At 40.9% G+C, this 23,747-nt stretch carries 24 protein-coding genes; 15 read left to right on the forward strand and 9 right to left on the reverse strand.

What is annotated here, in order from left to right:
* Positions 1-12: 12 nt before the first annotated feature.
* From G7058_RS07345 to G7058_RS07365, 5 genes are all read left to right on the forward strand, one after another.
* Complete coding sequence (locus G7058_RS07345) at positions 13-894, forward strand: carbohydrate ABC transporter permease (protein WP_166062913.1); 882 nt, start codon at positions 13-15, stop codon at positions 892-894.
* Positions 895-917: 23 nt separating this feature from the next.
* Positions 918-2,534, forward strand: a complete 1,617-nt coding sequence (locus G7058_RS07350; RefSeq protein WP_166062915.1) for an ABC transporter substrate-binding protein — start codon at positions 918-920, stop codon at positions 2,532-2,534.
* Positions 2,535-2,567: 33 nt separating this feature from the next.
* Positions 2,568-4,055 carry a glycoside hydrolase family 32 protein gene (locus tag G7058_RS07355; RefSeq protein ID WP_227004402.1) on the forward strand — a complete coding sequence of 496 codons (1,488 nt, stop codon included), beginning with the start codon at positions 2,568-2,570 and terminating at the stop codon, positions 4,053-4,055.
* A complete protein-coding gene (locus G7058_RS07360; RefSeq protein WP_166062916.1) occupies positions 4,052-4,918 on the forward strand; it encodes an ROK family protein in 867 nt (288 codons plus the stop codon). The genes G7058_RS07355 and G7058_RS07360 overlap by 4 nt, the downstream gene beginning before the upstream one ends.
* Before the next feature lie 110 nt (positions 4,919-5,028).
* Complete coding sequence (locus G7058_RS07365) at positions 5,029-6,009, forward strand: LacI family DNA-binding transcriptional regulator (protein ID WP_166062917.1); 981 nt, start codon at positions 5,029-5,031, stop codon at positions 6,007-6,009.
* Positions 6,010-6,430: 421 nt separating this feature from the next.
* On the opposite strand, the gene G7058_RS07370 is transcribed toward G7058_RS07365, so the two are convergent.
* Together G7058_RS07370 and G7058_RS07375 are read right to left on the reverse strand one after the other, a co-directional pair.
* Positions 6,431-7,153 (reverse strand): energy-coupling factor transporter transmembrane component T family protein, encoded by a 723-nt coding sequence (locus tag G7058_RS07370; RefSeq protein ID WP_166062918.1) that lies wholly within the window; start codon positions 7,151-7,153, stop codon positions 6,431-6,433.
* Complete coding sequence (locus G7058_RS07375) at positions 7,137-7,631, reverse strand: ATP-binding cassette domain-containing protein (RefSeq protein WP_166062919.1); 495 nt, start codon at positions 7,629-7,631, stop codon at positions 7,137-7,139. Before G7058_RS07375 ends, G7058_RS07370 begins: the two co-directional genes overlap by 17 nt.
* A 141-nt stretch (positions 7,632-7,772) precedes the next feature.
* Here G7058_RS07375 and G7058_RS07380 point away from each other — a divergent pair, with 141 nt between their 5' ends.
* Positions 7,773-8,033 carry a hypothetical protein gene (locus G7058_RS07380; protein WP_166062920.1) on the forward strand — a complete coding sequence of 87 codons (261 nt, stop codon included), beginning with the start codon at positions 7,773-7,775 and terminating at the stop codon, positions 8,031-8,033.
* A 70-nt stretch (positions 8,034-8,103) separates the two neighbouring features.
* On the opposite strand, the gene gloA is transcribed toward G7058_RS07380, so the two are convergent.
* Together gloA and G7058_RS07390 are read right to left on the reverse strand one after the other, a co-directional pair.
* The gene (gene gloA / locus G7058_RS07385; RefSeq protein WP_166062921.1) at positions 8,104-8,484 is read right to left on the reverse strand and encodes a lactoylglutathione lyase; all 381 of its coding nucleotides are present in this window, start codon (positions 8,482-8,484) and stop codon (positions 8,104-8,106) included.
* 81 nt (positions 8,485-8,565) lie between these two features.
* The gene (locus G7058_RS07390; protein WP_166062923.1) at positions 8,566-9,516 is read right to left on the reverse strand and encodes a 2-keto-3-deoxygluconate permease; all 951 of its coding nucleotides are present in this window, start codon (positions 9,514-9,516) and stop codon (positions 8,566-8,568) included.
* A 216-nt stretch (positions 9,517-9,732) separates the two neighbouring features.
* Between G7058_RS07390 and map the strand changes: the two genes are divergently transcribed.
* The 3 genes from map (at position 9,733) to G7058_RS07405 (ending at position 13,166) form a co-directional block, all read left to right on the forward strand.
* Entirely contained in the window at positions 9,733-10,476 is a 744-nt protein-coding gene (map, locus tag G7058_RS07395) for a type I methionyl aminopeptidase (protein ID WP_166062924.1), read from the forward strand.
* A gap of 106 nt (positions 10,477-10,582) precedes the next feature.
* Positions 10,583-12,076, forward strand: a complete 1,494-nt coding sequence (locus tag G7058_RS07400; RefSeq protein ID WP_166062925.1) for a diguanylate cyclase domain-containing protein — start codon at positions 10,583-10,585, stop codon at positions 12,074-12,076.
* Positions 12,077-12,287: 211 nt separating this feature from the next.
* The gene (locus G7058_RS07405) at positions 12,288-13,166 is read left to right on the forward strand and encodes a GyrI-like domain-containing protein (protein WP_166062926.1); all 879 of its coding nucleotides are present in this window, start codon (positions 12,288-12,290) and stop codon (positions 13,164-13,166) included.
* Positions 13,167-13,246: 80 nt separating this feature from the next.
* Here the strand turns inward: G7058_RS07405 and G7058_RS07410 are convergent, their stop codons facing one another.
* From G7058_RS07410 to G7058_RS07425, 4 genes are all read right to left on the reverse strand, one after another.
* Entirely contained in the window at positions 13,247-14,536 is a 1,290-nt protein-coding gene (locus G7058_RS07410; RefSeq protein ID WP_166062927.1) for a ClC family H(+)/Cl(-) exchange transporter, read from the reverse strand.
* A gap of 91 nt (positions 14,537-14,627) precedes the next feature.
* Positions 14,628-15,572: an IS3 family transposase gene (locus G7058_RS07415; protein WP_227004523.1), complete on the reverse strand. Its 945-nt coding sequence runs from the start codon at positions 15,570-15,572 to the stop codon at positions 14,628-14,630.
* A complete protein-coding gene (locus G7058_RS07420) occupies positions 15,458-16,024 on the reverse strand; it encodes a helix-turn-helix domain-containing protein (protein ID WP_166062738.1) in 567 nt (188 codons plus the stop codon). Before G7058_RS07420 ends, G7058_RS07415 begins: the two co-directional genes overlap by 115 nt.
* A 70-nt stretch (positions 16,025-16,094) precedes the next feature.
* Complete coding sequence (locus G7058_RS07425; RefSeq protein ID WP_166062928.1) at positions 16,095-17,366, reverse strand: amidohydrolase family protein; 1,272 nt, start codon at positions 17,364-17,366, stop codon at positions 16,095-16,097.
* A gap of 192 nt (positions 17,367-17,558) precedes the next feature.
* Between G7058_RS07425 and G7058_RS07430 the strand changes: the two genes are divergently transcribed.
* From G7058_RS07430 to G7058_RS07440, 3 genes are all read left to right on the forward strand, one after another.
* Entirely contained in the window at positions 17,559-18,710 is a 1,152-nt protein-coding gene (locus G7058_RS07430; protein ID WP_227004403.1) for an MFS transporter, read from the forward strand.
* Between the two features lie 184 nt (positions 18,711-18,894).
* Complete coding sequence (deoC, locus tag G7058_RS07435) at positions 18,895-19,551, forward strand: deoxyribose-phosphate aldolase (protein WP_166062929.1); 657 nt, start codon at positions 18,895-18,897, stop codon at positions 19,549-19,551.
* Between the two features lie 115 nt (positions 19,552-19,666).
* Entirely contained in the window at positions 19,667-20,635 is a 969-nt protein-coding gene (locus tag G7058_RS07440) for a sugar-binding transcriptional regulator (protein WP_166062930.1), read from the forward strand.
* A 51-nt stretch (positions 20,636-20,686) separates the two neighbouring features.
* Here G7058_RS07440 and G7058_RS07445 read toward each other — a convergent pair whose 3' ends face one another.
* Positions 20,687-21,043 carry a DUF2500 domain-containing protein gene (locus tag G7058_RS07445; protein WP_166062931.1) on the reverse strand — a complete coding sequence of 119 codons (357 nt, stop codon included), beginning with the start codon at positions 21,041-21,043 and terminating at the stop codon, positions 20,687-20,689.
* A 110-nt stretch (positions 21,044-21,153) separates the two neighbouring features.
* Here G7058_RS07445 and G7058_RS07450 point away from each other — a divergent pair, with 110 nt between their 5' ends.
* From G7058_RS07450 to G7058_RS07460, 3 genes are all read left to right on the forward strand, one after another.
* Entirely contained in the window at positions 21,154-22,032 is an 879-nt protein-coding gene (locus tag G7058_RS07450) for a nuclease-related domain-containing protein (protein WP_166062932.1), read from the forward strand.
* A 205-nt stretch (positions 22,033-22,237) separates the two neighbouring features.
* Positions 22,238-23,026, forward strand: a complete 789-nt coding sequence (gene yghU, locus G7058_RS07455; RefSeq protein WP_166062933.1) for a glutathione-dependent disulfide-bond oxidoreductase — start codon at positions 22,238-22,240, stop codon at positions 23,024-23,026.
* Between the two features lie 89 nt (positions 23,027-23,115).
* Positions 23,116-23,706 carry a TetR/AcrR family transcriptional regulator gene (locus tag G7058_RS07460; protein ID WP_166062934.1) on the forward strand — a complete coding sequence of 197 codons (591 nt, stop codon included), beginning with the start codon at positions 23,116-23,118 and terminating at the stop codon, positions 23,704-23,706.
* Positions 23,707-23,747: the final 41 nt, after the last annotated feature.

Raw genomic sequence — 23,747 nt, forward strand, 5'->3', positions numbered from 1 at the left:
GAGGGATAAAAGATGATTTCATTAACAAAATTTGATAGACGCATTCTTTGGTTAAACAGATTAGTGATTGGCTTGTTGATTTTAATTACATTGGGACCTTTAATATATGTTTTGATTGCTTCGTTTATGGATCCGTTCACTTTAAGAACGCAAGGCTTGAGCCTTAATCCTGGGAACTGGACTCTAGAAGGCTATAAGCGCGTTTTACAAGATCCTGCAATTGTAAGAGGTTTTATCAATTCAATTGTCTATTCAGTCACCTTCAGTACTTTAACCGTAGCAGTTTCGATTTTAACGGCCTATCCATTAGCTAAAAAAAATCTAGTTGGTAAGAGACCGATAACAATTTTTCTAATTTTAACAATGTTTATTGGTGGGGGGCTTGTTCCGACATACCTATTAATTAAAAATTTAGGTATGCTAAACAGTATTTGGGCCATTGTTCTTCCTGGATCTGTGAATGTATGGAATATTATTTTAGCGCGCACATACTTCAGTCAAATGCCGGACGAGCTCGAAGAAGCAGCGATAATCGATGGCGCCAATGAAATGCAAGTATTCTTCAAAATCATGTTGCCGTTAGCAAAACCGATTATTTTCGTCCTGTTCTTATACGCATTCGTTGGGCAATGGAATTCGTACTTTGATGCAATGATTTATTTGAATGACGCTGATTTACAACCACTGCAACTCGTATTGCGCAAAATACTTGTTCAAAATCAACCACAACAAAACATGGTGGGTGCTGCAACGGAAATGGCTGAGATGGCACAATTAGCAGAATTGATTAAATATTCTACGATCGTCGTTTCCAGTTTACCATTGTTAATTATGTACCCGTTCTTCCAGAAATACTTTGACAAAGGTATGATGGCTGGTTCATTAAAAGGATAATAAATAAAAAGGAGATCAATATAATGAATAAAAGAAAAAGCGTATTTCCGTTTGTGTTAGGAGCTTCTGCCAGTTTATTATTAGCAGCCTGTGGAGGAGGGAGTGGCGGTGCATCTTCAGAAGATTATGAGCTAACTGATGTTACATTCCCGTTAGAAGAGCCTGTGACTTTAAAGATGTCGACGTCTAGTTCGCCTCTAGCTCCAGCAGATCCAAATGAAAAATTGATTTTTGAACGTTTGCAAGAAAAGTCTGGTGTACAGATTGAATGGAAAAACTATTCTTCTGACTATATTGAAAAACGGAACTTAGATATATCCTCAGGTGACCTGCCGGATGCGATGTGGAACGCCGGTGCCAGTGACTATGATCTCCTATCCTGGGCGGATGATGGTGTCATTATCCCTTTAGAGGATTTAATCAATGAACATATGCCCAATTTCAAGAAAGTATTGGATGAAAATCCAGAATATTTGGCGATGATTACAGCGCCAGACGGTCACATTTATTCATTGCCATGGATTGAAGAACTGGGACAAGGGAAAGAATCCATTCATACCGTAAATGATATTCCGTGGATTAACGTAGATTGGTTAGAAGCACTGGATCTAGAAATGCCGGAAACAACAGATGAGTTAATGACAGTTTTGGAGGCTTTCAAAACGCAAGACCCGAATGGTAATGGTGAAGCGGATGAAATTCCTATTTCCTTTATTTTTGATGGTGGCAATGAAGATATGAAATTCTTATACGGTGCTTTCGGAATTGGTGACAATGACGATCACTTGGTTGTGAATGATGATGGCACGGTCGACTTTACGGCAGATAACGAAGAGTACAAAGAAGCGACGAAGTACTTTAATGAGTTATATACAAAAGGACTGATTGATTCGGAAGCGTTTGAACACGATTGGAATACATATATAGCAAAAGGAAAAGAACAACGCTATGGATTATATTTCACTTGGGATAAAACGAATGCATCCGGAGCAAATGAATCTTACCAACCATTGCCAGTTTTGGAAGGGCCAACAGGTATCAAACACGTCACACGAACAAATGGATTTGGATTTAGCCGTGATCGTTTTGTCATTACAAGTGCGAACAAAAACTTGGAATTAACGGCCAAGTGGGTGGATCAAATGTATGAACCAATCCAGTCAGTTCAAAATAATTGGGGAACATATGGCGATGAAGAGCAGCAAAATATTTTTGAGCTAGATGAAGCTAATAACATGTTGAAACACTTACCTTTAAATGGAACAGCGCCTGGTGAACTTCGTCAGAAAACCGAAGCCGGAGGACCACTAGCAATTTTGGATGAATATTATGGAACAGTTACAACAATGCCAGATGATGCAAAATGGCGTTTGGACATTTTACGTGATTATTATGTTGAAGATGCTAATAACGAAAACAATTATCCACGTGTCTTTTTAAGTTTAGATGATGCTGACCGTATCGCACAAATCGATGCAGACTTGTTCCCATTTGTGAATAGAAAACGTGCCGAATGGATTACAAATGGCATGATTGATGAAGAATGGGATAGCTATCTAGAAGAACTACAACGATTAGGACTAGAAGAATGGGTAACGATTAAGCAAGCTGCCTACGACCAGTTCCAATCAAACCAATAATAATAATTTAAATGATATAAGAGGGGTGCTTTAGTGGAAAAATTAATAGAACAAGCCTACTCTCTTGACCGAGCACGAGAGTATATTAGTAAAAAAAGAAAAACAGTAAATGAAACATTTAGAAATAATTTTCACTTGATGCCACCTGTAGGTTGGATGAATGATCCGAACGGGTTCGTATATTATAATGGGGAATATCATCTGTTTTATCAATTTTATCCGTACGATTCTAAATGGGGACCGATGCATTGGGGACATTCAAAAACAAAAGATTTTATTCATTGGGAAGAGCTACCTACAGCGTTAGCGCCAGATGAGACGTATGATAAGGATGGATGCTTCTCAGGTAGTGCTATTGAAAAAGATGGAAAATTGTATTTGATGTACACAGGCCATGTTGTCGAAAATGGGAAAGTTACTCAGACGCAATGTGTGGCAGTTTCAGAAGATGGTGTTCATTTTACCAAACATAAAGCGAATCCCGTTATCGGTAAAAATGAAATAGGCGAATATGGATTGATTCAAGATTTCCGTGATCCGAAAGTTATCGAGAAAGATGGGATTTACTATTCAGTTGTCGCTTCAAAGACAGCTGATGAGAGAGGGTTAATCCTTCTTTATAAATCCTCTGATCTAATTGACTGGACTTTCTATTCCGTCTTATTAGAAGGAAAACCAGAACAAGGGATTATGTGGGAATGTCCTGATTTATTCTATCTAGATGGTAAGGATGTTTTAATTATGTCGCCAATCCAAATGACGCCGCAAGGAATTGAATACCATAATACGAGTTCTACAGCTGTATTTATAGGGGAAATGGATTGGGAAAAAGGGACATTGAAGGTCGATAATATTCATGAAATTGATTACGGATTAGACTTTTATGCCCCCCAAACATTGACGGATGACCAAGGCCGACGAATTATGGTTGCCTGGATGCAAATGTGGGGAAGAACGTTACCTACTGATGAATTACGTCACGGTTGGGCTGGTTCAATGACATTGCCGCGCGAATTAGGCATTAAAGAGAATAAACTTTATCAAAAGCCTGTTTCTGAGATATATAATTTTATTGAAATAAAGGAAACGAACACAGATTTCACTATTCAGGACGAAGTTTTAGAGTTTGAATCGCATGTAACAAAAAACCAATACTACAAACTAAAAGTGGATACTCATGAGAATAAAAACTTCTCGCTTCTATTATTAGGCACTGAAAATGCAGGATTAGTAGTAAGCTATAACAAAGACACTCAATTACTTACTTTAAGCCGGGATAATTATGGTTATAAAATAACCGGTGATGAAAAAGAACACTTAACCCAGCGACAAGTAGGCATCAAGGAAGCGGTTTTTGAATTAGAGATTTTTATGGATAAATCCGCTATTGAAGTATTTGTTAATAATGAAAAAACGATGACATTCACCTTTTATGGAGAGGCTAATGAGTCAAACTTAAAGATTTATTCAGAGGGTCTATTAAAAGTATTGTCATTGGAGAGTGGAAGTGTAGAAGTATGAGTAGCCTTTACGGAAGTATCGAAGCGGGTGGAACAAAATTTGTTCTCGCAGTTGGTGACGATGATTTAAATATCATCCAAAGAATAACCATCCCTACAAGGACCCCCGCAGAAACAATTGAAGAAGTAATCGGTTTTTTCAAGGATTATTCTTTGAAGGGAATCGGCTTAGGTTCTTTTGGACCTGCGGATATCGCGAAAGAGTCAGCGACTTATGGCTATATTACAAATACACCCAAAGCAAATTGGAACATGTATGATATCGTCGGGAATTTAGAAAGAGCATTACACGTTCCGATACATTTCACTACAGATGTGAACGCAGCGTGCTATGGTGAATATGTTAAAGGTCATGCACAAGGAACCAAAAGTTGTGTTTACTTCACGGTTGGTACCGGTGTTGGGGCAGGCGCGATTAATGCAGGAGAATTCATTCAAGGGTTTAGTCACCCAGAAATGGGACACATGATTGTTAGGCAACATGATTCAGATACGTACGAAGGGAATTGTCCTTTCCACAAAAATTGTCTCGAGGGTCTTGCAGCAGGTCCGACCATTGCGGGTAGATTAGGAATAAATGGAGAGAAAATTGAAGAAAATAATCCGGTATGGGATTATCTAGCAGATTATCTTTCTCAAGCCGCCTATAACACAACACTACTCTTATCACCTCAAGTCATCATATTTGGTGGTGGAGTAATGAATCAACCCAATTTACTGAAGAAGATAAAAGCAAGATTCAAAGAGCAAATGAACGCTTATGTTGCAACGCCTGACTTGGATGCTTACATTCTACAACCTGGATTAAAAGACAACGCAGGAACAATCGGTTGTTTGGCACTTGCAAAAAAGCATTTTGATTAGCATTACATTATCTCTCCAAGGTAAATGAATATCTTGGAGGGGTAATGGTTTTTTAGTTATGAGTCATTTATAATGAGTCAATGAGAACAAATAAAATGGAGGTGGAACTAGTGAAAGCAACAATGAAAGATGTTGCAAAGTTAGCAGGGGTCGGAGTTGGCAGTGTCTCACGCGTTATAAATAATGTGCCTGTTAAAGAAAGTACAGCCTCTAAAGTAAAAGCTGCTATCAAAGAATTAAATTATGAGCCTGATATTTACGCCAGAGGTCTAAAAACAAATAAGACTCAGACCGTTGCACTCATCCTTCCTACTGTTTGGCATCCTTTTTTTAGTGAATTTGCTTACTACGTTGAAGAAGCATTAGAGGAAAAAAATTATAAAATGTATTTATGTAATTCTGATGGTAAATCTGCCAAAGAATACGAGTATATTCAAATGGTAAAACAAAATAAGGTCGATGGTATTATTGGTATCACATACTCGGATATTGACCAGTATATTTCCACTACTCTTCCTTTCGTAAGTATTGACCGTTATTTTACAGAAGATGTTATTTATGTAACAGCTGATAATATTGCAGGCGGTAAAATAGCGGCCAATGAACTAAAGAAACGGGGTGCAAAAAATGTTGCCTTTATAGGGGGTCATCAGGAAATACCTAATGAAACCAAAAATAGGCGCAAACACTTTCAGCTTGAAGCTGAAAGATTGGGACTAAACTGTGCAGTACTGGATTTAAATGAACCGATTAGCGATTTAATCTCTGAAGTAGAAAAATTCTTAATTGCTCATCCTGAAATCGATGGTATATTCACGATTACCGATTTAGCGGCTGTTGATGTCATTAAAGCTATTAAAAAACTGGAAAAAAGAGTGCCTGAAGATATTCAAGTAATTGGATTCGATGGTTTGAAAATGACGCTAGCAACGGAGTACCTTGTCTCTACAATCGTTCAACCAGTTGAAGAAATGGCAAAAACGGCAGTAGCTCTATTACTCGATGTCATTCAAGGAAAAGGAACGCCGTCTCGAACCGTACTGCCCGTATTTTTTGCAGAAGGAAATACAACAAAAAATGTAATATTATAGAAGACAACCTTTAGATCAGTTCGATATTCTATTGGAAGTACTTTAAGCAAATAATGGCTCTCTAATAAAAGTGCTGGTGAATCGAAAGGAGTCACTGGTACTTTTTCTGCTTTAAAGAAAAACCTATAGTTACGTTACCATACAAAAAACAGGAGGATCCACACTATACGCTGTCTAACGGAACAATTGAAGATGTTATTAATAAAGTCAAGAGCATGAAATGGTCAGGGTTTCTTACCAAAATTATAGTCATGCGCATTCTCATGAGCTAGCCCTTGATGGTAAGCTGCTTTGAGCCAAAGACATTGTGGTATGACAGTGAAGAGGGTAAAAAATTGAAAATAAAAAAGCCAAAGCAAAGAATAAAATCTCGCTTTGACTTTTATGGGGTCCACCCACGTCATATCGTGCACAACCAAAATTATAGAAGCATGAGATACACCAACCCGCCTAACGTGATGAGCGGAAGGCTAATGAGAAAAACAACATCTGACCCTTTCACTTTCGTTTGAATATAATGGGTTCGTTCTTCAGAAAATCCTTTTGCATGCATGGCCATTGCCAATGCATCAGACCAACGTATGGACCTAATGAGGAGTCCAACCAGCGGTCTATAATCAAATTTTTTCAATTTAATCTGCCTAACTTGGAAAGCGAGTTTTGCTTGTGAATAATTTTTACTCATTGAAGGGATGAGATAAACAGATGCCAGAACACCATAAGATAGACTGTTCGATAACTTTCCTTGCTGAACCATACTAGCAATTAACTCATTTGGATAGATAGTCAATGCTGTTAATAAACCAAGTACTGCGAAAGAAAAGATACGTGTCCCTAACTGCAGTCCATTTAAAAATGCAGCATCTTCCAAAACATAACGTGTTGATTGTACGGATAGACTAAGGTCAGCGCCGCCAGTATGACTAAACTTCCATCCGGTAATGAAGAAAGAGCATGATAGGAACAGAGCTGGAAGAATGATTTTTAATGCTTGTCTTAATTGAACTCTTTTACTCGTAAATAGAAGTAAGAGAACAATCACACTTATAAACGTATTGAGGCGCCAGTCTGGTGAGAACATTAAGAGTAAACTGGTGACTAAAACAGTGACTAGTTTTATAAATGGGTTAATGCGATCGATCATAGGTCACCTCAATTAACTCTTGATTTTCTAATAGATAACCACGGTCAGCATAGTGCTTTACTAAGTCATGATCGTGACTGGTGAAGATGATGGACGTTCCATCTTGCCTAAGTTCATTTAAATTATTCATTATTTCAAGTGCATTTTGTTTATCTTGACCATAGGTTGGTTCATCAACGAGTAGCAGTCTCTGCCCTTTAATTAACATACAAAGCACTGCCAATCGGCGTTGTTGACCCTGACTCAAAAGCCATGGTGAAGTAGAAGCTTGATCTTCTAAGTTATGTCGCTTCAAGAGATTAGTGATTAATTTTTTAGTTTCTTCTTCAGTCTTTTCAGGATAAACAGCTTGCACGCCAATATTCAATTCATCAAAACATGAAGTTGTTAAAAATTGAAGAGAAGGATCTTGAAAAACAAGTCCAATGTGAGAAAGCCACTCTTTCCTATTCTTAGAATTAAACTTTAAATCTTTCATACTGTTGTTTCCGGTCATCAAATCGCAAAGGTAGAACCGGGGTCGGATAAAGGTGACGTTATTGCCATTATTAGTGTTGGGGTTTCCTCGTTAGTAACGGTCGTTATTTTAATATTAGGAAACTTTGTAGTCGGAGAAATCTTGGCACCATTGTTAAGTAATCCGGTATTAAAACCCGGATTCGATAATATTACGCCTGCCTTACTTGGCGCAATAACGCTTCCGCAATTATTCAAAGCCAAGAAATTGGCGATTACGCCAGTTATTATTGCTCTGGGAGCTTACTTGATTATCGGACCGGATAACTTTCGTTCGGTTCAAAGTTATGTGTTGATTTCAGTCATGGCACTGTCTGTGGGCGTTGCTTACGTGATGCATAAACGTGGATTATTAGATAAATAAAAAAAGCATCGGCTGCTTATTCTGAAACCGTTCAGAACAGCAGTGTCCGATGCTTTTTTATTTTACAAAATTATTTTGCGCGTTTGACTTCAATCCGGTAGCCATCTGGATCCGTAACGAAGAAGTAAGATGGTGTACCACCTGAAAGGCCTCTTAATTCGCCCGTTTCGTAAGCAGATGCTTTACAGATTTCGTGCATTTTCTCTAAATCACTCACCGTTACACCTAAGTGACTGAAACCATTTCCGATGGTATACGGCTCTGAATCATAGTTGTACGTTAACTCAATTTGTACAGTTGCACCCGGAGAGTTCAGGTAAACAAGATCGAACTTGTCTTCTGGGAACTTTCTATGGCTCGCAACTTCAAAATCAAATAGATTTGTATAGAAGTCTAAAGTCGCATCTAGATCTTTAATACGTAGACAAATTTCAACTAATACTTGGTTCATGCTATCATCCTCCAATAAGTTATTAATTTCATTCTAACATGAATGAGGCTCGGACGCATGTGATTGCACCGGCGCAGGATGTTAGATAAAACGATCGCCGCGCTTTTTAGCCAATTTACCCGCCAAGAAAGGTGCTAAGATGGATGTAATCATAACGCCGGTCAAAATAATCGCTGTTGCGGATGTCACATACGGTTGTAGTTCTGGAATTGCAACTGCGACTGCAGCCGGAGTAGAAGTAGATACACCTGCAATCGTTGATAATCCAATCGCTGAATACCCATCGCCTTTAAGGACTTTTTTCTCAAAGAGGTAAGTCAGCGGCAGTGTCACAACAATGAAGAAAATAGTCATCAAAATGCCCGGGACGCCGGATTTGATTGCTTCAATGAAGTCCATGCCTTGTCCGAGTGTCCAACCCAATAACATCAGGAGAGCCGGCATACATGTTGCGAATACTTTTGAAAGGGACGGATCGATGTTACCGAGAATCATCCCGAGAATTAAAGGAACAAAAACGGAAATAACGGGCCACCAGTTTACACCGGTCAGACCGCCTGAAACGAACACACTCATAACGATGAGAGGCAAAATCGGCAGGGCAATAATTCCTGCAAAGGGGTAAATACCTGCCTCGTGTTCGCGTCCAAAAGCATTAAGAATCGCTACATAAACAGCAGGGTTTGTAGAAATAATCGTCGCTACGAATGCCAGACCAGAAATACCCAGAATGCCGTCCAAACCGAAAGCGTATAGAAATGCGAATGACAGAATAAGGGAAGGAACAACTTTAGAGAGAATGAGACTTCCTTGGAATTTAATCAGCTTTTTCAAATCACTTAGTTTAATTGTTGAACCTGAAGCAAAACACAACATTCCGATAACGAATCCGGAGCCATTTGCAGAAAGGAAAGACTCGGTAATACCGCCTATTCTAAAAAGGTTAGGGAAAAACGTGAATAAAATCATGGAGACGACTAAAGGGACGATAAAGATGCCGGCCGGAATCTTGTTTATAAATTTCATAATCATTGTATGTGACCTCTTCCTATATAAGTATATTTGTACATATGGGGTACTTTTCCCATTATACGTGGATAAAGGAAAATCTCAACATTTAGCTAAATGATTACGTTATCACGCGTTTGAAACCATTTTTTTTACCATTCTCACCCTCAGATAATGGTATGATTAAGGGGAAGCAACAAACTGGAGATAGAAATTAAAAACGAGGAAAGAGGCTATAAAATGATCGCGAAAACAGAAGCAGATTTTAATGGATTAAAAGAGATTGGCCGTATTTGTGCTGCAATCAGAGATGAATTAGTTGCCCTGACAAAAGTAGGCATCACGACCAAAGAATTGGATGATCGTGCGAAGGAACTATTTGATGAATATGGTGCCTTATCAGCGCCGAAAGAAACATACAACTTTCCGGGCTATACGTGCATCAGTGTGAATGAAGAAATCGCGCATGGTATTCCGGGGCCACGCGTTATTCAAGAAGGGGACGTTGTGAACATTGATGTTTCCGCTTCTAAAGATGGCTATTTTGCTGACACAGGCGTGTCCTTTGTGGTGGGAGAAGGCTATCCGGAGAAAGAGAAAGTTTGCCAAGTTGCAAAAGATGCTTTTTACGCAGGTCTAGAAAAAGCGAAGCCCGGTTCGAAGAAAAGTGGACTTGGGAAAGCTGTGCATAATTTAGCGAAACGGAATGGCATGACTGTTATTAAGGAGCTAACTGGACATGGTATCGGCCGTTCTATCCATGAAGCACCGGATCACATTTTCAACTATTTCTCACGTTGGGATGATGAGCTTTTGAAAGATGGCATGGTTATTGCATTTGAGCCTTTTATTTCTACGAAAGAAGAGAGCATCATTCAATCCACAAAGGATGAATGGACGCTGTTAACACGTGAAAGCATCGTTGCTCAGTACGAACATACGGTTATTGTTACGAAAGACGGTCCCATTATTACGACACTATAGAACGCTAACTCCGACAAACTGAGGTTTGTTGGAGTTTTTTGCGTCAATAGGTATAAGTTTTGGTATAATTATATTGAATGTGTGAACCGTGAGTGAGGAAGATGGGGTGAGGAATATAAAAACAAGTAAAAAGCGACTATTTCTTGTTGCGATTATGATTATAGGTATATCCCTGTCTTTGTTTACAATGAATAGATTAAAGAATACGAACGAGAATAACCCGCATAATGGAACACTATTATTTTTAGGAAATGCCGATATGCCTCCCATTATTTATGATGAAAATGGCACAGCTAAGGGTGTCACAGTAGATATCGCGAAAGCGCTCGGTAAAAAAATTGGTTATCAAGTTGAAGTCGTCGCCATGGATTGGTCAGATGCGCAGCGAAAAGTGGCGAATGGCGAAGCAGACGCTTTGCTACAAATCAATCCGAATGCGGAACGCGACAAAATCTATGATTTCTCTGATGAACTGTTGGAGTCCGATTTTTCGTTATTCGTCAAAATGGGCAATAAGCAGAGCCGTCAACTTGTCGATATGAAAGGAAAGAGAATAGGGGTTATTAAAGAGAGCTTCCCGTATGAGATGTTGATGGCCTATCCGGAAATCGAATTGGTCCTTATTTCCGGACTAAAAGAAGCTTTTAATGATATCCGGTTGAATAAGTTGGATGCTGTCGTCGTCGATAGGTGGGCTGGTGAATATATCTTGGCCGAAGAAGAAATTACCGATATTGAGGTTATTCCCACTTTTCTCGAGAGTCAGTATTCACGTATTGCTGTTCAAAAGGGAGATAAAGAACTGCTTGATTTAATCAATAGTGGGCTGGAAACCATGCGCGAAGACAGAACGATGGAAAAAGTTCTGGAAGAGTGGCGATTCGAACGTGTTTTTTATTTTACATTTGGAATTATGCGAAATATATTGATTCGCACGTTGATTATTGTGATTGTTATTATTATTTTGATAGCGAGTTATACGGTTAATAAATACCGGAAGTTGAGTCAAAAACTGCAGGTAGATGTGGCAAGTCGAACGAAAGAGCTGAAAGAGGCGAACGACTTGTTGCAGATTGCGAACGCAGAATTGAAGAGGCGTGCAATGTTGGACGGTCTGACAGAAGTGATGAATCGCCTGGGCTTTGACAGCGCGTACGGTGAAATGTGGAAGAAAAGTGTACGCGACCGGACTTCTTTGGCTCTTGTTATGGTCGATATTGATCATTTCAAGTGTTTGAATGATACGTATGGGCATTTGTTTGGAGACGAATGGATTAAGCGTGTAGCACAGACGCTGCAGTCGTTTACGTTGCAACCCGATCATTTTGTGGCGCGTTACGGAGGCGATGAAATGATTATGGTCCTTTCCGATACGACAGCTTGGAAAGCCGCAGAGATGTCAGAGCGCATCCGTTTAGAAATTAGTGAGATGGCGGCTCTGGAACTTCCGGAAGATGGCCCGACTGTGACACTCAGTTTAGGTATTGCCGCTACGATACCAAGTGAGAATCTCTCGCCGGACGTATTGATAAAACGCGCCGACGAAGCTTTGTACCAAGCGAAAGCTGCAGGTAGAAACAAAACTGTTATCTGGAAATAAAATACAAAGACGCCATACTAATAGGATTAACTGTTGGCAGGGCGTTATTTGTTGTAGGGTGATGCGGTGGAATGGGTAAGGACGGCAGAGCGCGGTCAGGTTTACCTGTAGAAAAACTGTAAAGCAAGATACCCCTACAAAACTCTAAAGAAATTGTCGGGTATCGGTTTATAATTCTTGTTAGACTGATTTTATAAAGGAGGCCGGTAGTTTGGATATTCTTACCCAGTTAAACCACGCGATGGCGTATATTGAAGTGCATATCGCAAATGATTTAAATCTGGCGGATGTATCAACTGTCACGAACTATACACACTATCATTTTGGGCGACTGTTCTACTATATTTCCGATATGACGCTGTCGGAGTATATCCGTAAACGTAAGTTAAGCTTGGCTGCAATGGCGCTCAAAAGTGGTAATGAGAAAGTTATTGATCTGGCAGTCAAGTATGGATACGATAGCGCGGATAGTTTTACGCGTGCATTTGTCAAACAGCATGGTGTGACACCCTCTGCCGCACGGCAACCCGATGTGAATCTAACCATCTTTCCGCCCTTAACTTTTCAAATTAAAATTAAAGGAGTGCAGGCTATGAATTGGCGAATAGAAGAAAAAGAAGCATTTGAAGTATTCGGTATTGAACGTGTTTTTGCAAATGATGAAACAAGTAAGGTTCCAGACTTTTGGACAGAATGTCATAATAACGGTGAATATGAACGGCTATTTCAGGCGGCAGGCGGAGCAGAAAATCCTCCAGGTCCTTGTCTTGTCAACGCTATTTGCGGATATGGTGAACCAGGCGACAACGTTTTCCCTTACATGCTTTGTGCTTTTGTAAAAGACGGTTGCAAAACGGACAGATTTAAAGTTGTAAAAATTCCGAAGACGACTTGGGCAATATTCCGCAGTGACGAAGCGGATACGACAGCATTGCAGATACCACAATTGTTTAACCGCGCGTATAGTGAGTGGCTGCCATCATCAGGCTATGATAAAGCGCCTGGAGCGGATATTGAAATCTATGGTATAGCTGAAAACGGGAAATATTATGAGGAAGTTTGGTTGCCGGTCATAGAAAAGAACCTATAATACCTCTGTCAAAAAAAGAAAAGACTGCACGAAAGGTTTTATCCTTTTCGTTGCAGTCTTTTTCTCCGTTTACTGACCTTTTAGCTTCTTTGTACGCTGGGTTCATTTTTTAGTAATAATCCCAACAAAGCTTCGTAGATTGGTTTGGATTGACAGAGCTCCGCGATGAAGTAGGCGATAAAGGTGACCAATGCGACAGGAAGGAGATAGCCAATCGAGCCGCCCGTCATTTCCAAAATTAAGAAAATGCCGGTCAATGGTGCCCGGACAACCGCTGCAAAATGTGCTGCCATCGCAATGACTGTGAACACAAGCACTGTCTGATTAGTGATAAGTCCGCCCATTAGAAGTCCGGAACCGACAATGTTTCCTACTAAAGAGCCAAGTGAGAGCAAAGGGAAAAAGATACCGCCCGGTAAACCGGAAGCGAAAGCGACGACCAACAGAAATAATTTGATGAAATAAAAGCTTATTAGCGTTAGCATACCAACATTTTCATTAAACGGCATTAAAATTAAGGACTCGCCTGAGCCAATTAAACGCGGATCCCAAAGTAAAAAGAGTGCCGTTATAAAAAAGGGAAAGACGCTTTTGATGGTAGTCGAAACCTGCCATTTCGCATAGAGGCCTTTACCGAATAAAATAACTTTGTTAAAGAAAACGCCGGAAAGGCCGACTATGATACCCAGTAAAATGAGGTATGGGTAGTTTTTTCCTGCCAACTTTAGAGAAATCGGAATAACAAGCGTGGCCTTATTTCCCAGCAAAGTAATAGAAACAAGCGTTGCTGTTATAATCGTTAGCGAACTCGATAAAAAGCCACGTCGGGAGGTGCGTTTCAAAAGCTCTTCCAACGCAAAGATAATCCCGGAAACCGGGGAGTTAAAGGCTGCCGCCATTCCTGCACCGGCTGCACCCGAAATCAGATACTTTTGATTGTCTTTATTTAACTTAGCTTTTTCGGCGACGCCTTGTCCGATGGCAGCCCCAATCTGAATCGACGGACCTTCGCGACCAACCGTGAGTCCCGAGCCAATTGTCAAAATCCCACCCATTAACTTATGGAATAAAATGGATGGCCAAGAGAATTCTAGTTTACCCGCCAGTTTTCCAATGACTTGCGGAATGCCCGAGCCGCCAATCAGCGGTTCTTTTTTGACATTCCAAGCAACAATCAGTCCGAGTGCTGAAAAGCTAAGAATGAATAGAAGAGACTGAAGGATGCTTTCATTTCCAAAAGCTAATAAATGCTGTACGAATGTTGTTACATAGGGAATAGCCAGGCGGAAGATACTGACAATCACGCCAACGAATGCACCGGTAAGAATGCTTAAAAACCCTATTCTAAAATCTAATCTTTTTTCTACCAAATAGAATCATCTCCTGTACTTTATTGTACGCCTCACTTAAAAAGAAAAAAAGCCCCGATTAGGTGGCGACCCCCAAAAGTTAGAGTTTTAATTATGCAGCCAATTGGCTGGTTTGAGTTCGGTATTCTACTGGACTTAGGCCAGCCAATTTTTCTTTCGATCGAACTTGGTTGTACCAATCGATATACTCGGAAATCCTTGATTCAAGCTCACCATAACTTACCATTTTTTCTCCGTGATACATTTCCTGTTTCAGAATGCCGAAGAAATTTTCCATCGCTGCATTATCAGCACACGTTGCTTTCCGAGACATGCTTTGAAAGAGTTTGTTTTTCTTCAAGATTTTAACCCACTTGTTGTGCTGGTACTGCCACCCTTGGTCCGAATGAAGGGTCGTGCGGACGGTGCCGTGTTTACGAATGATGCCGACGGCCTCCTGCAGGGGCTTCATCACGAAGTCCAGAGTTGGTCGCTTATTCATGCTGTAGGCGATGACCTCTCCGTTATACAAGTCCAGAATAGGGCTAAAGTATAACTTCTCCTCCCCCATACACTTGAATTCAGTGACGTCCGTGACGAGTTTCTGTAAGGGGATAGTGGTGTGGAAGCGCCGATTCAGTCGGTTCTTCGCAACGGTTCCCACTTTCCCTCTATAGGAATTGTACTTGCGAGACTTCCGCATGAACTTGACACATTTTAAACCTATTTCTTGCATGAGGCGGTACACCTTTTTGTGGTTGACGCAATGTCCCAGTTTTTGCATTTCCTTCGTGAGTCGTTTATACCCATACCGCTCTTTGAACTGAAAGAAAAGCTGTCGGATCAGCTCTTTTAGAGCCCCATCCGGGTCCGCTATTCCCAGTTGTTTCGCGTGGTAATGGTACGTTGCGGATGGGATTCCAACTACTGAAAGGATATCCTTCAGTTTGAATCCTTCTTCTTTGAGTGCGTATGCCACTGCTGTTTGTGCTTTTCGAGAAAGGTGTCTGGATTCTCCCGGAAAGCTTTCAACTTTTTTAAGTAAGCAATCTCTAATCTTAGTAATTCATTTTCACGTTCCAGCTCTTCTTGGGAAAGAGAAGTGGACTTTGCTTGTTTTCCCGGCTGTTTTCTCGGTTTTCTGGACATGGGAGGTCGCCCCTTTTGTTTTGGTTTCAGGCCTTTTATCCCGTTCTCTTGGAAGGCCCGGTTCCAGTTGGCGATGAGGGAAGGATTGTTCATGCCGAAGGCAATGGCCGTTTCGGAATAAGAAGCGCCTGTTTCTTTCATAAAGTGTAATACATCCACCTTGAATTGAACAGGGTAGACCGTCTTCTTCCGCTTCCTCTTCAGACCTTCCAACCCGAATTCTTGGAAAAATGTCACCCATTTTCGGACGGTTGCGGCATCAGGAATGGCATGTTTCTTCGCCAAGGCGCTATATCCCAACGGGCCATCCAGATATTCTTGCACAACTTGTAACTTGAATGCTTCACTATATTTTGCCATAAAAAGAACCCCCAAAAGTTTAGATTTTACTCTAACTTTTGGGGGTCGGTACCTTAACGGGGACTTTTCATTATTTAGTCTTACGCGCAATATCAAGTTCTGTATCGTACGTGCGTGGTGTCTTCATGAATAGATACTCACCGTTACGAACAGAAGCGAGACATTCAACACGGCGACGTTGCGCTTCGAATGCGTTTGGCGCATCCAAAACGATGAAGTTAGCCGGTTTGCCTTCTTCCAAGCCGTAGATATCTTCGACTTGCATTAATTTTGCACCGTTATAAGTGATTAAATCAAAGTTACGCGGGAAGTCTTCTTCACGCATCAATTGTGCGGCATGAATTCCGTTGTCCAAGATATTCATCAAGTTTCCGGACCCAGCTGGATACCACAGGTCAACAATCGAGTCTTGACCGAATGCAATGTTGATGTCGTTATCAACAAATTCTTTTACGCGTGTTAAACCACGGCGTTTTGGATACGTGTCTTGACGGCCTTGCAGGAACAAGTTCTCTGTCGGGCAGGCAACGAAGTTCATACCGGATTGACGGAAAAGACCCATCATACGGAATGCATACGCATCATTTGTGGAACCAAATGACGTTGTGTGTGACGCAGTTGTTGACTTGCCATAGCCTTGTTTCATTGCTTCAGCGTTCAACATTTCAACAAAGCGTGCTTGATCATCATCTGTTTCGTCACAGTGTACATCAATCAGTTTGTCATATTTAATAGCCAGGCGAACAATTTCTTTGATCGAGGCATTTCCATCTTCAGCAGACCATTCGTTATGCGGGATTCCTCCGACACAGTCAGCACCCAATTGTAGGGCTTCTTCAACTAAGTCACGACCGGATTTGCCTTCTTCGTTATAAGAGTACATACCGTTTTGCGGGAATGCCACAACTTGAATCGTGATATTGTCTTTCAACTCGTCACGCACTTCGATTGCTGCTTTGATTCCTGTCAAATTCGGGTCCGTACAGTCTGTTTGAGCACGGATGAACTGCGTACCATATGAAGCAACGTCTTTAACGGCTTGACGGATACGTTGTTTCATCTCTTCTTTGGTTGTCCCTTTTTTATAATCGTTCCATAAATCAATGGCTTCGAAAAGGGTACCGGATTCGTTCTTGATTTCGTCATCTTGTCCAGTGAAGTAATAGTCCAGGTGCAAGTGGGAATCAACGTAAGGCGGTAAAACAAAACGCCCTTGCAAATCGATGACTTCGTCCGCGTCACCTAAATCATTACCGATGGCTGAAAACTTACCATCTTTCACTAAAATTTCTGATGCGCCATCATGCTTATAGATGGATGCATTGATGAATTTCTTCTTCAATCCATATAACCTCCTAATGTATTGTATATCCACTCTACTACCTTTAGTGATATAAAGCAAATCCCTTGACGAAACAAAAATTAAAACGACGTTTAAAACAGTTGTGTTCTAGATGATTTGATTTTGATTGCAAAATTGTTATAATGGAATGTGATGTCATAATATTGGTATTAAATAGGAGGAAATGTTTTCATGCGTCAAACACACAAATATGGTTTTTCATGGCCTCTCTTTATCTTGATGGGGAGTATTACTTTTCTGGCTATTTTGTCTGAGTTAATGCCTTCGGGTATCTTACCGGAGATGGCAGCTGGATTTGGTATTACTGAAGCGCAGGCAGGCGGATTCGTCGGCCAGTATGCGATTGCCAGTGCTATTTTCGGAATCCCGATTGTTTCTGCAACGGTGGAATGGGACCGTAAAAAGCTACTGATGATCCTATTGGCAGGCTTTGCCTTTGCGAATATCCTAGTTGGCTTTGTTTCTGTCTACTGGTTGGCAGTTGTTGCACGAATTGCAGGCGGTATTTGTGCAGGTGTTTTGTGGCCAATGATTTCAGCGTATGGGATGAGTCTTGTTTCTCCACACGAATACGGAAAAGCTGTTGCGGTTATCATGGCAGGAACGACGCTCGGCATGAGTCTGGGGTTGCCGGTGATGACTTGGATCGGGACGACGTTTGGATTCCATGTTGCGTTTATTGTTATGGGAATATTGATTTGTATTGTGGGTGCTTTGTGTTGGGTTTATTTACCACAAGTGAAAGGCGAAAAGCGTTCGAAGTCGAACTCGCCATTGACCATATTGAAGAATAAAGGTGTTCTGATTATTATTCTGTTGACTGTGTTGGCAGTTGTGGCGAACTATGGGGTGTACACATATATAACCTATCTCGTAAGCGACTTGGGTTATCCAGGAATTGGCGTTGCGCAAATTTTATTTGGGATAGGTTCTATCCTGTCAGTGTTAATTGCCGGCCGGTTTATTGACCGCCATCTGCAAGCTGTCTCTATTGGCATGTTGGCAGCAGGCAGCATCGCAATGGCGATTTTCTATTTTGTCGACTATACCTTCTTCCACCATTTCTCTTTTATTTTATGGGGAATTGGATTTGGAGCATTGGTAACGTTGTTCCAAACAGCGGTTACCAGACAAGTCACAAAGGGGGCCGCCATTGCGACTTCCCTTCAGTCAGCTGCGTTTAACTTTTCCATCATGATTGGTAGTACGGTTGGCGGTTGGTTATTGGCAAGGGGAGGGGCCATGCCAATTGTGTTGATGGGTATTACTTTATTGGTAGCGGGCATTGGCGTATCTATTTTAGCAAAGCGCACATTGGCATAACTTAAAAATGATTAGCCGGGTAAGGTGGCTGATCGTTTTTTTGTGTACGAGATTGAATATCAACTCCACACCCCCGCAACTGATTTTACATTATTTCAAATATTTTAAGAAATAATGTAAAAAATAATTGATTTTTAAATTTAGAACTCTATAATGAGGTTTATAAGTTGAAAGGGGTAACAACATGACTACTAAAAATTTAGCAGGATACTTTGACCATACTATTTTAAGCCCAGACGCAAGACGTGCAGACGTGAAACGCGTTTGTGATGAAGCAAAACAATTCGAAACAGCAACGGTTTGTGTAAACGGACACTGGATTCCATTTGTTAAAGAACAACTAGAAGGCACTTCCGTAAAACCAATCGCGGTTATCGGCTTCCCATTTGGTGCTGGAACGACAGCTTCCAAAGTGTTTGAAGCACAAGAAGCAATCGACCTTGGAGCAGAAGAAATCGACATGGTTATCAACATTGGTGAAATGTTGGATGGCAACCTTGAATTCGTTCAAGCAGATGTGAAAGCCGTTGTGGATGCAGTTCATGCAAAAGGTAAATTATTGAAAGTAATTATCGAAACAGCTTACCTAAATGACGAGCAAATCGTGACAGTTTCTAAACTTTCTAAAGAAGCAGGAACTGATTTCGTAAAAACTTCAACAGGCTATGCAAGTGCTGGCGCAACAGTTGAAAACGTAAAATTAATGCGTGAGGCAGTTGGCGAAAACGTTGGTGTGAAAGCATCAGGCGGCATCCGTACAATTGAAGATGTAGAAGCAATGATGGCTGCTGGCGCAAACCGTCTTGGCTTGAGCCGTACCGTTGAAATCATGAGTAACTAATAAAAAAGCTAGTGTTAGAAGTGGTGTTCCACGCGTTGGAACGCCGCTTCTATACGATAGCTTTTATTTATTTTATAAATTTTTTGTAAACGAATTACAAAAAGAGGTGAGAAGATTGAAAGATAAATTTGATATTAAGCGTATCTCGCAGAGTGTCGAGGTCGCAAAGCTCTACTACGTTGATGACCTTGATCAAAAGGAAATCGCCAAGAAGTTGGATTTATCACGACCGACTGTTTCAAGACTTCTCCAATATGCACGTGAAAATCAAATCGTAAACATTGCAATTCACAATCCTTATGCAAAAGCGATTGAATTGAGTGAGAAACTGAGTGAGAAATACCAAACGGACATTGTGGTGGTACCGGACAGTTATGATGGTTTCGAGGATCCATTGGAAGCAGTCACCGCGTATGCTGCGAATTATTTATTTTCCTTAGTCGAAGAAAATACCACCATTGGAATTGGTTGGGGTAAGACAATTAATGAGCTGTCCAAACAACTGGTTACACTTTTAAAAGAGGAAAGTTACCAGGCGCCGACAGGGGTCAATGTCGTGCAACTAAAAGGGAGCGTGAGCTTATCGCATGCAGAAACGTATGCGTATCAAGCAATCAATAATTTTTCCAATGTTATGAACGCGCGTCCGCAATACTTGCCGTTACCTACCATTTTTGATGAGGTAGAAACGAAGGAGATTGTGGAATCCGATCGCTTTATGAGCCGTATTTTAAAATTAGGACGAGAAGCGGATATTGCCGTGTTCAGTGCGGGAACGGTTCGGAAAAATGCTTTGTTATTCCAGTTGGATTATTTAACAGATTCAGAAAAAGAGAGTTTACGAAAACATGCGACCGGCGACATCGTCTCGCGTTTCATTGATAGCGAAGGCAAGATTGTCGACGAAGAGCTGAATAAACGTACGGTTGGTATTCAGTTGGAAGAATTGAAAGATATTAAGCATAGTATCCTCATTGCGAGTGGGACCAACAAAGTAAACGGCGTCCACGCGACTTTGACGGGTGGCTATTGTAATCACGTCATTATTGATACTTTGCTCGCCCAAAATTTACTAGTACGTTAACAATAAGCGCCTGGGAAAAGACTAACTTTCCCACGCGCTTATTTTGTATCATCAAAATCGTTCAAAACCTAAATAGCGAGTCCCTTGGTGCGATAATTCCCCTACGTCACCTTCCGCTAAAAGCCCATACTCTTTACCGCTGACAAGAAACTCTTTGCGCGCGTTATCCGCAAACGAAAAGGTAACGTAATAAGATGTAGTAGTGGAACTGTGTGGGTGCAGTGTGCCGCTTGCACCGTTGTTCTGGTTCACATGGGTGCGTTTTGCGACAATAACTACCTCTTCCGTCACACGCGGTGATTTGTTATTGCGATTCCAAGTTATGAGTCCGGTAATGATAATAAATAAAAACCCTCCAGCAACCGTAATGAAAATAAGCGATGAGAACAATCCAAATATTCCAGACATTGAAGACTCCCCTTTTTTAAAAGCGTTTTATTTATTATATCGCAAAAATATTTTATTTAAAAAAAGCTTTTCGCGTTTTTTTGCTTATATATATGTAAGGGGGGATTGATGTGTTATTAAGAGAACGCGAATTAGCAATTGAGCTGCGAATTTTACAAGCATTAAAAGGTCGCCTGTTATTTTCACCGGAAATGGAGCGTCAACTTTGGAATTCTGAATCGGGACAGATGGGAGAGCGGGCGTTTGATTGTATAGGCGCTGAGTACGAAAGTCATTTGGTACGCGTGAATGATTTGGTATTGTCTGCCGATGGGAAGTTATGCCAAGTGGATGCGTTGTATATTTGTGATGGTGTGCTGTATTTATTTGAAGTAAAGAATTGGACCGGTGCATTTCGTTTGAATAATGGTGAGTTCCTGGGCGGTTCCGCATGTCCATTGGCGCAATTAAATCGATCGCGGAAAATTCTCGAACGGGTGCTGTGGAATTTGCGTATTTCCGTTCCAGTAGAAATGCGATTGGTTTTTATGGGGCCGGGTGTATGTCTGTATGGTTTGCGCCAGGAGGATCCTATTTTAATGGCGCATCAGTTGCCCAAGTTTTTCGAGGGACTTCGCCGTCAAAATAGGAGATTTATTCAACGCTCAGATATTCAACTGGGTGAGCGTTTGGTGCAGTGTCATGTCGCAGATAATCCCTATCGGAAATTACCACCTTACAGCAGCAAAACGGTAGCGTCTGGAATCATGTGCCCGAACTGTCGGGTGGCTATGCGTCCTTATCATGCGAAAAATCTGATTTGCGGCGACTGTGGCTTTAACGAACTCAAGAAAAATAGCTTGAAGCGTTCCATCACCGAATTAGATTTACTATTTCCGCTTGAAAAGCAACGTGTGCACCAAATTTATCAGTGGTGTGATGGATTAGTTTCAAAAAGACTCATCCATAAACAGCTTGGTAGTAAAGAATCTGCACAACTTAACGAATAAACGGCAAAGTTGTGCAGACATTCCCGGATAGTCTGCACAACTTTTTGATTATAGCTGAACTTGTGCAGACTATTGAACAAAGTCTGCACAAGTTTTGAGTTTAGACTCACGTTGGTGCAGACTATTTTTAAAAAAGCTAAATTATAGGCAGAAGGGTGCATTAATAGTATGATAATGTTAAAAACTAAAAGTAAGGAGTGGCATAATGACAGCATACGAGAAACCGAAAGTGTGGAAGTGGGAAGACGAGGAATTGAATAAAGGTGGAAACCGTCCGACAGCGGGTGCCCGTTTTGAGCAAACGTTACCGGTTGGCGAGGCGCCTTTCCAGTTGTATTCATTGGGAACACCGAACGGAATTAAAGTAACCATTATGTTTGAAGAGTTGAAAGAACTTGGGATTGTGGATGCGGATTATGATGTCTATACCATCAATATTGGAAAAGATGATCAATTTGGTTCAGACTTTGTCAAAATCAATCCGAACTCAAAAATTCCGGCACTCGTCGACTATAGTGCGGATAAACCCCTTAATATTTTCGAGTCCGGCTCCATCCTTCTTTACCTGGCTGAGAAATTCAACAAGCTTCTTCCGAACGACCTTCACGAACGGACGGAAACATTAAACTGGTTATTCTGGCAAGTTGGAGCGGGACCATATGTCGGCGGTGGATTCGGGCACTTCTTTGCTTATGCACCGGAGCCGTTGCAGTATCCGATTGACCGCTTTACGATGGAAACGAAACGTCAATTGGATCTATTAGATAAAACATTGGCAGAGCGTCCGTACATTGTTGGCGAAACGTATACAATCGCGGATATCGCGATTTGGTCATGGTATGGTCGTTTAGCGATGGGAGACCTTTACGAAGGTTCGGCAGAATTCTTGGATGTCGCCTCCTACAAGCATGTAATGGAATGGTCGAAACGTATTTCTGAAAGACCAGGCGTACAAAAAGGCCTGGCTGTCGCGTATAAATCACTGGAAAACTAATGAAAAAATGCGGACTCGATTGACGAGTCTGCATTTTTTTCAGCACACATTTGTGCTGAAGGAGTATACTATAAGAAGGAGTAGTCTTCGTGAAAGGAGAAAAAATGGCACGTAAAAAAACATTTACCCAAGCAGAATTGTACCAGGCAACCCATGATCTCATTTTAAAAGTCGGATACGCTAACTTTACTTTTCAGCTTTTGTCAAAAGAATTAGATATAACGCGGACCGGGTTATATAAGCATTTTTCAAACAAAGATGAATTGTTAAATGCCTACTTAAATGCGAAGCTTGAAGAAGTTGTCGAGCAGGTTGAAACGACGCAATGGCCAACAGATTATCTTCAGAAATTAGATGGGGTGATTGATTTAGTATTTGGCTATGCTGAAACGCACCAGATTTCATCCATGGTTCCGACGCAGAAGTGGACCAAAGAAAATGAAAACGATCCGAATGTCATTAAATCTAAAGATTTGCATGTTCGTTTCTTTGGATTTATTCAAGAAGCGATTGCTACCGGAATGAAAGAAGGCTATTTGAACTCGGATATTCCCCCAATAGTGATTATCGAAACCATTTTTCATATCATCAATATTCCGAATCAAGCACAACTATCAAACGCGCAACGCCTTTATTATGTAAAAAAAATGCTTTTTGAAGGAATTCTAAAACAAAATTAGTGACACAAGCGTCACTTTGGGTTATGCTTATCCCTGCTTTC

The organism is Jeotgalibaca porci (assembly GCF_011299095.1).
GTDB classification, from domain to species: Bacteria; Bacillota; Bacilli; order Lactobacillales; family Aerococcaceae; genus Jeotgalibaca; species Jeotgalibaca porci.

Excerpts from the sequence above, each read along its gene's own strand:
- G7058_RS07390 (WP_166062923.1), bottom strand. The coding sequence starts at position 9,516 with ATGATTATGAAATTTATAAACAAGATTCCGGCCGGCATCTTTATCGTC.
- yghU (WP_166062933.1), top strand. The coding sequence starts at position 22,238 with ATGACAGCATACGAGAAACCGAAAGTGTGGAAGTGGGAAGACGAGGAA.
- G7058_RS07445 (WP_166062931.1), bottom strand. The coding sequence starts at position 21,043 with ATGTCTGGAATATTTGGATTGTTCTCATCGCTTATTTTCATTACGGTT.
- G7058_RS07350 (WP_166062915.1), top strand. The coding sequence starts at position 918 with ATGAATAAAAGAAAAAGCGTATTTCCGTTTGTGTTAGGAGCTTCTGCC.
- gloA (WP_166062921.1), bottom strand. The coding sequence starts at position 8,484 with ATGAACCAAGTATTAGTTGAAATTTGTCTACGTATTAAAGATCTAGAT.
- G7058_RS07375 (WP_166062919.1), bottom strand. The coding sequence starts at position 7,631 with ATGAAAGATTTAAAGTTTAATTCTAAGAATAGGAAAGAGTGGCTTTCT.
- deoC (WP_166062929.1), top strand. The coding sequence starts at position 18,895 with ATGACTACTAAAAATTTAGCAGGATACTTTGACCATACTATTTTAAGC.
- G7058_RS07430 (WP_227004403.1), top strand. The coding sequence starts at position 17,559 with ATGCGTCAAACACACAAATATGGTTTTTCATGGCCTCTCTTTATCTTG.
- map (WP_166062924.1), top strand. The coding sequence starts at position 9,733 with ATGATCGCGAAAACAGAAGCAGATTTTAATGGATTAAAAGAGATTGGC.
- G7058_RS07360 (WP_166062916.1), top strand. The coding sequence starts at position 4,052 with ATGAGTAGCCTTTACGGAAGTATCGAAGCGGGTGGAACAAAATTTGTT.
- G7058_RS07420 (WP_166062738.1), bottom strand. The coding sequence starts at position 16,024 with ATGGCAAAATATAGTGAAGCATTCAAGTTACAAGTTGTGCAAGAATAT.
- G7058_RS07370 (WP_166062918.1), bottom strand. The coding sequence starts at position 7,153 with ATGATCGATCGCATTAACCCATTTATAAAACTAGTCACTGTTTTAGTC.
- G7058_RS07345 (WP_166062913.1), top strand. The coding sequence starts at position 13 with ATGATTTCATTAACAAAATTTGATAGACGCATTCTTTGGTTAAACAGA.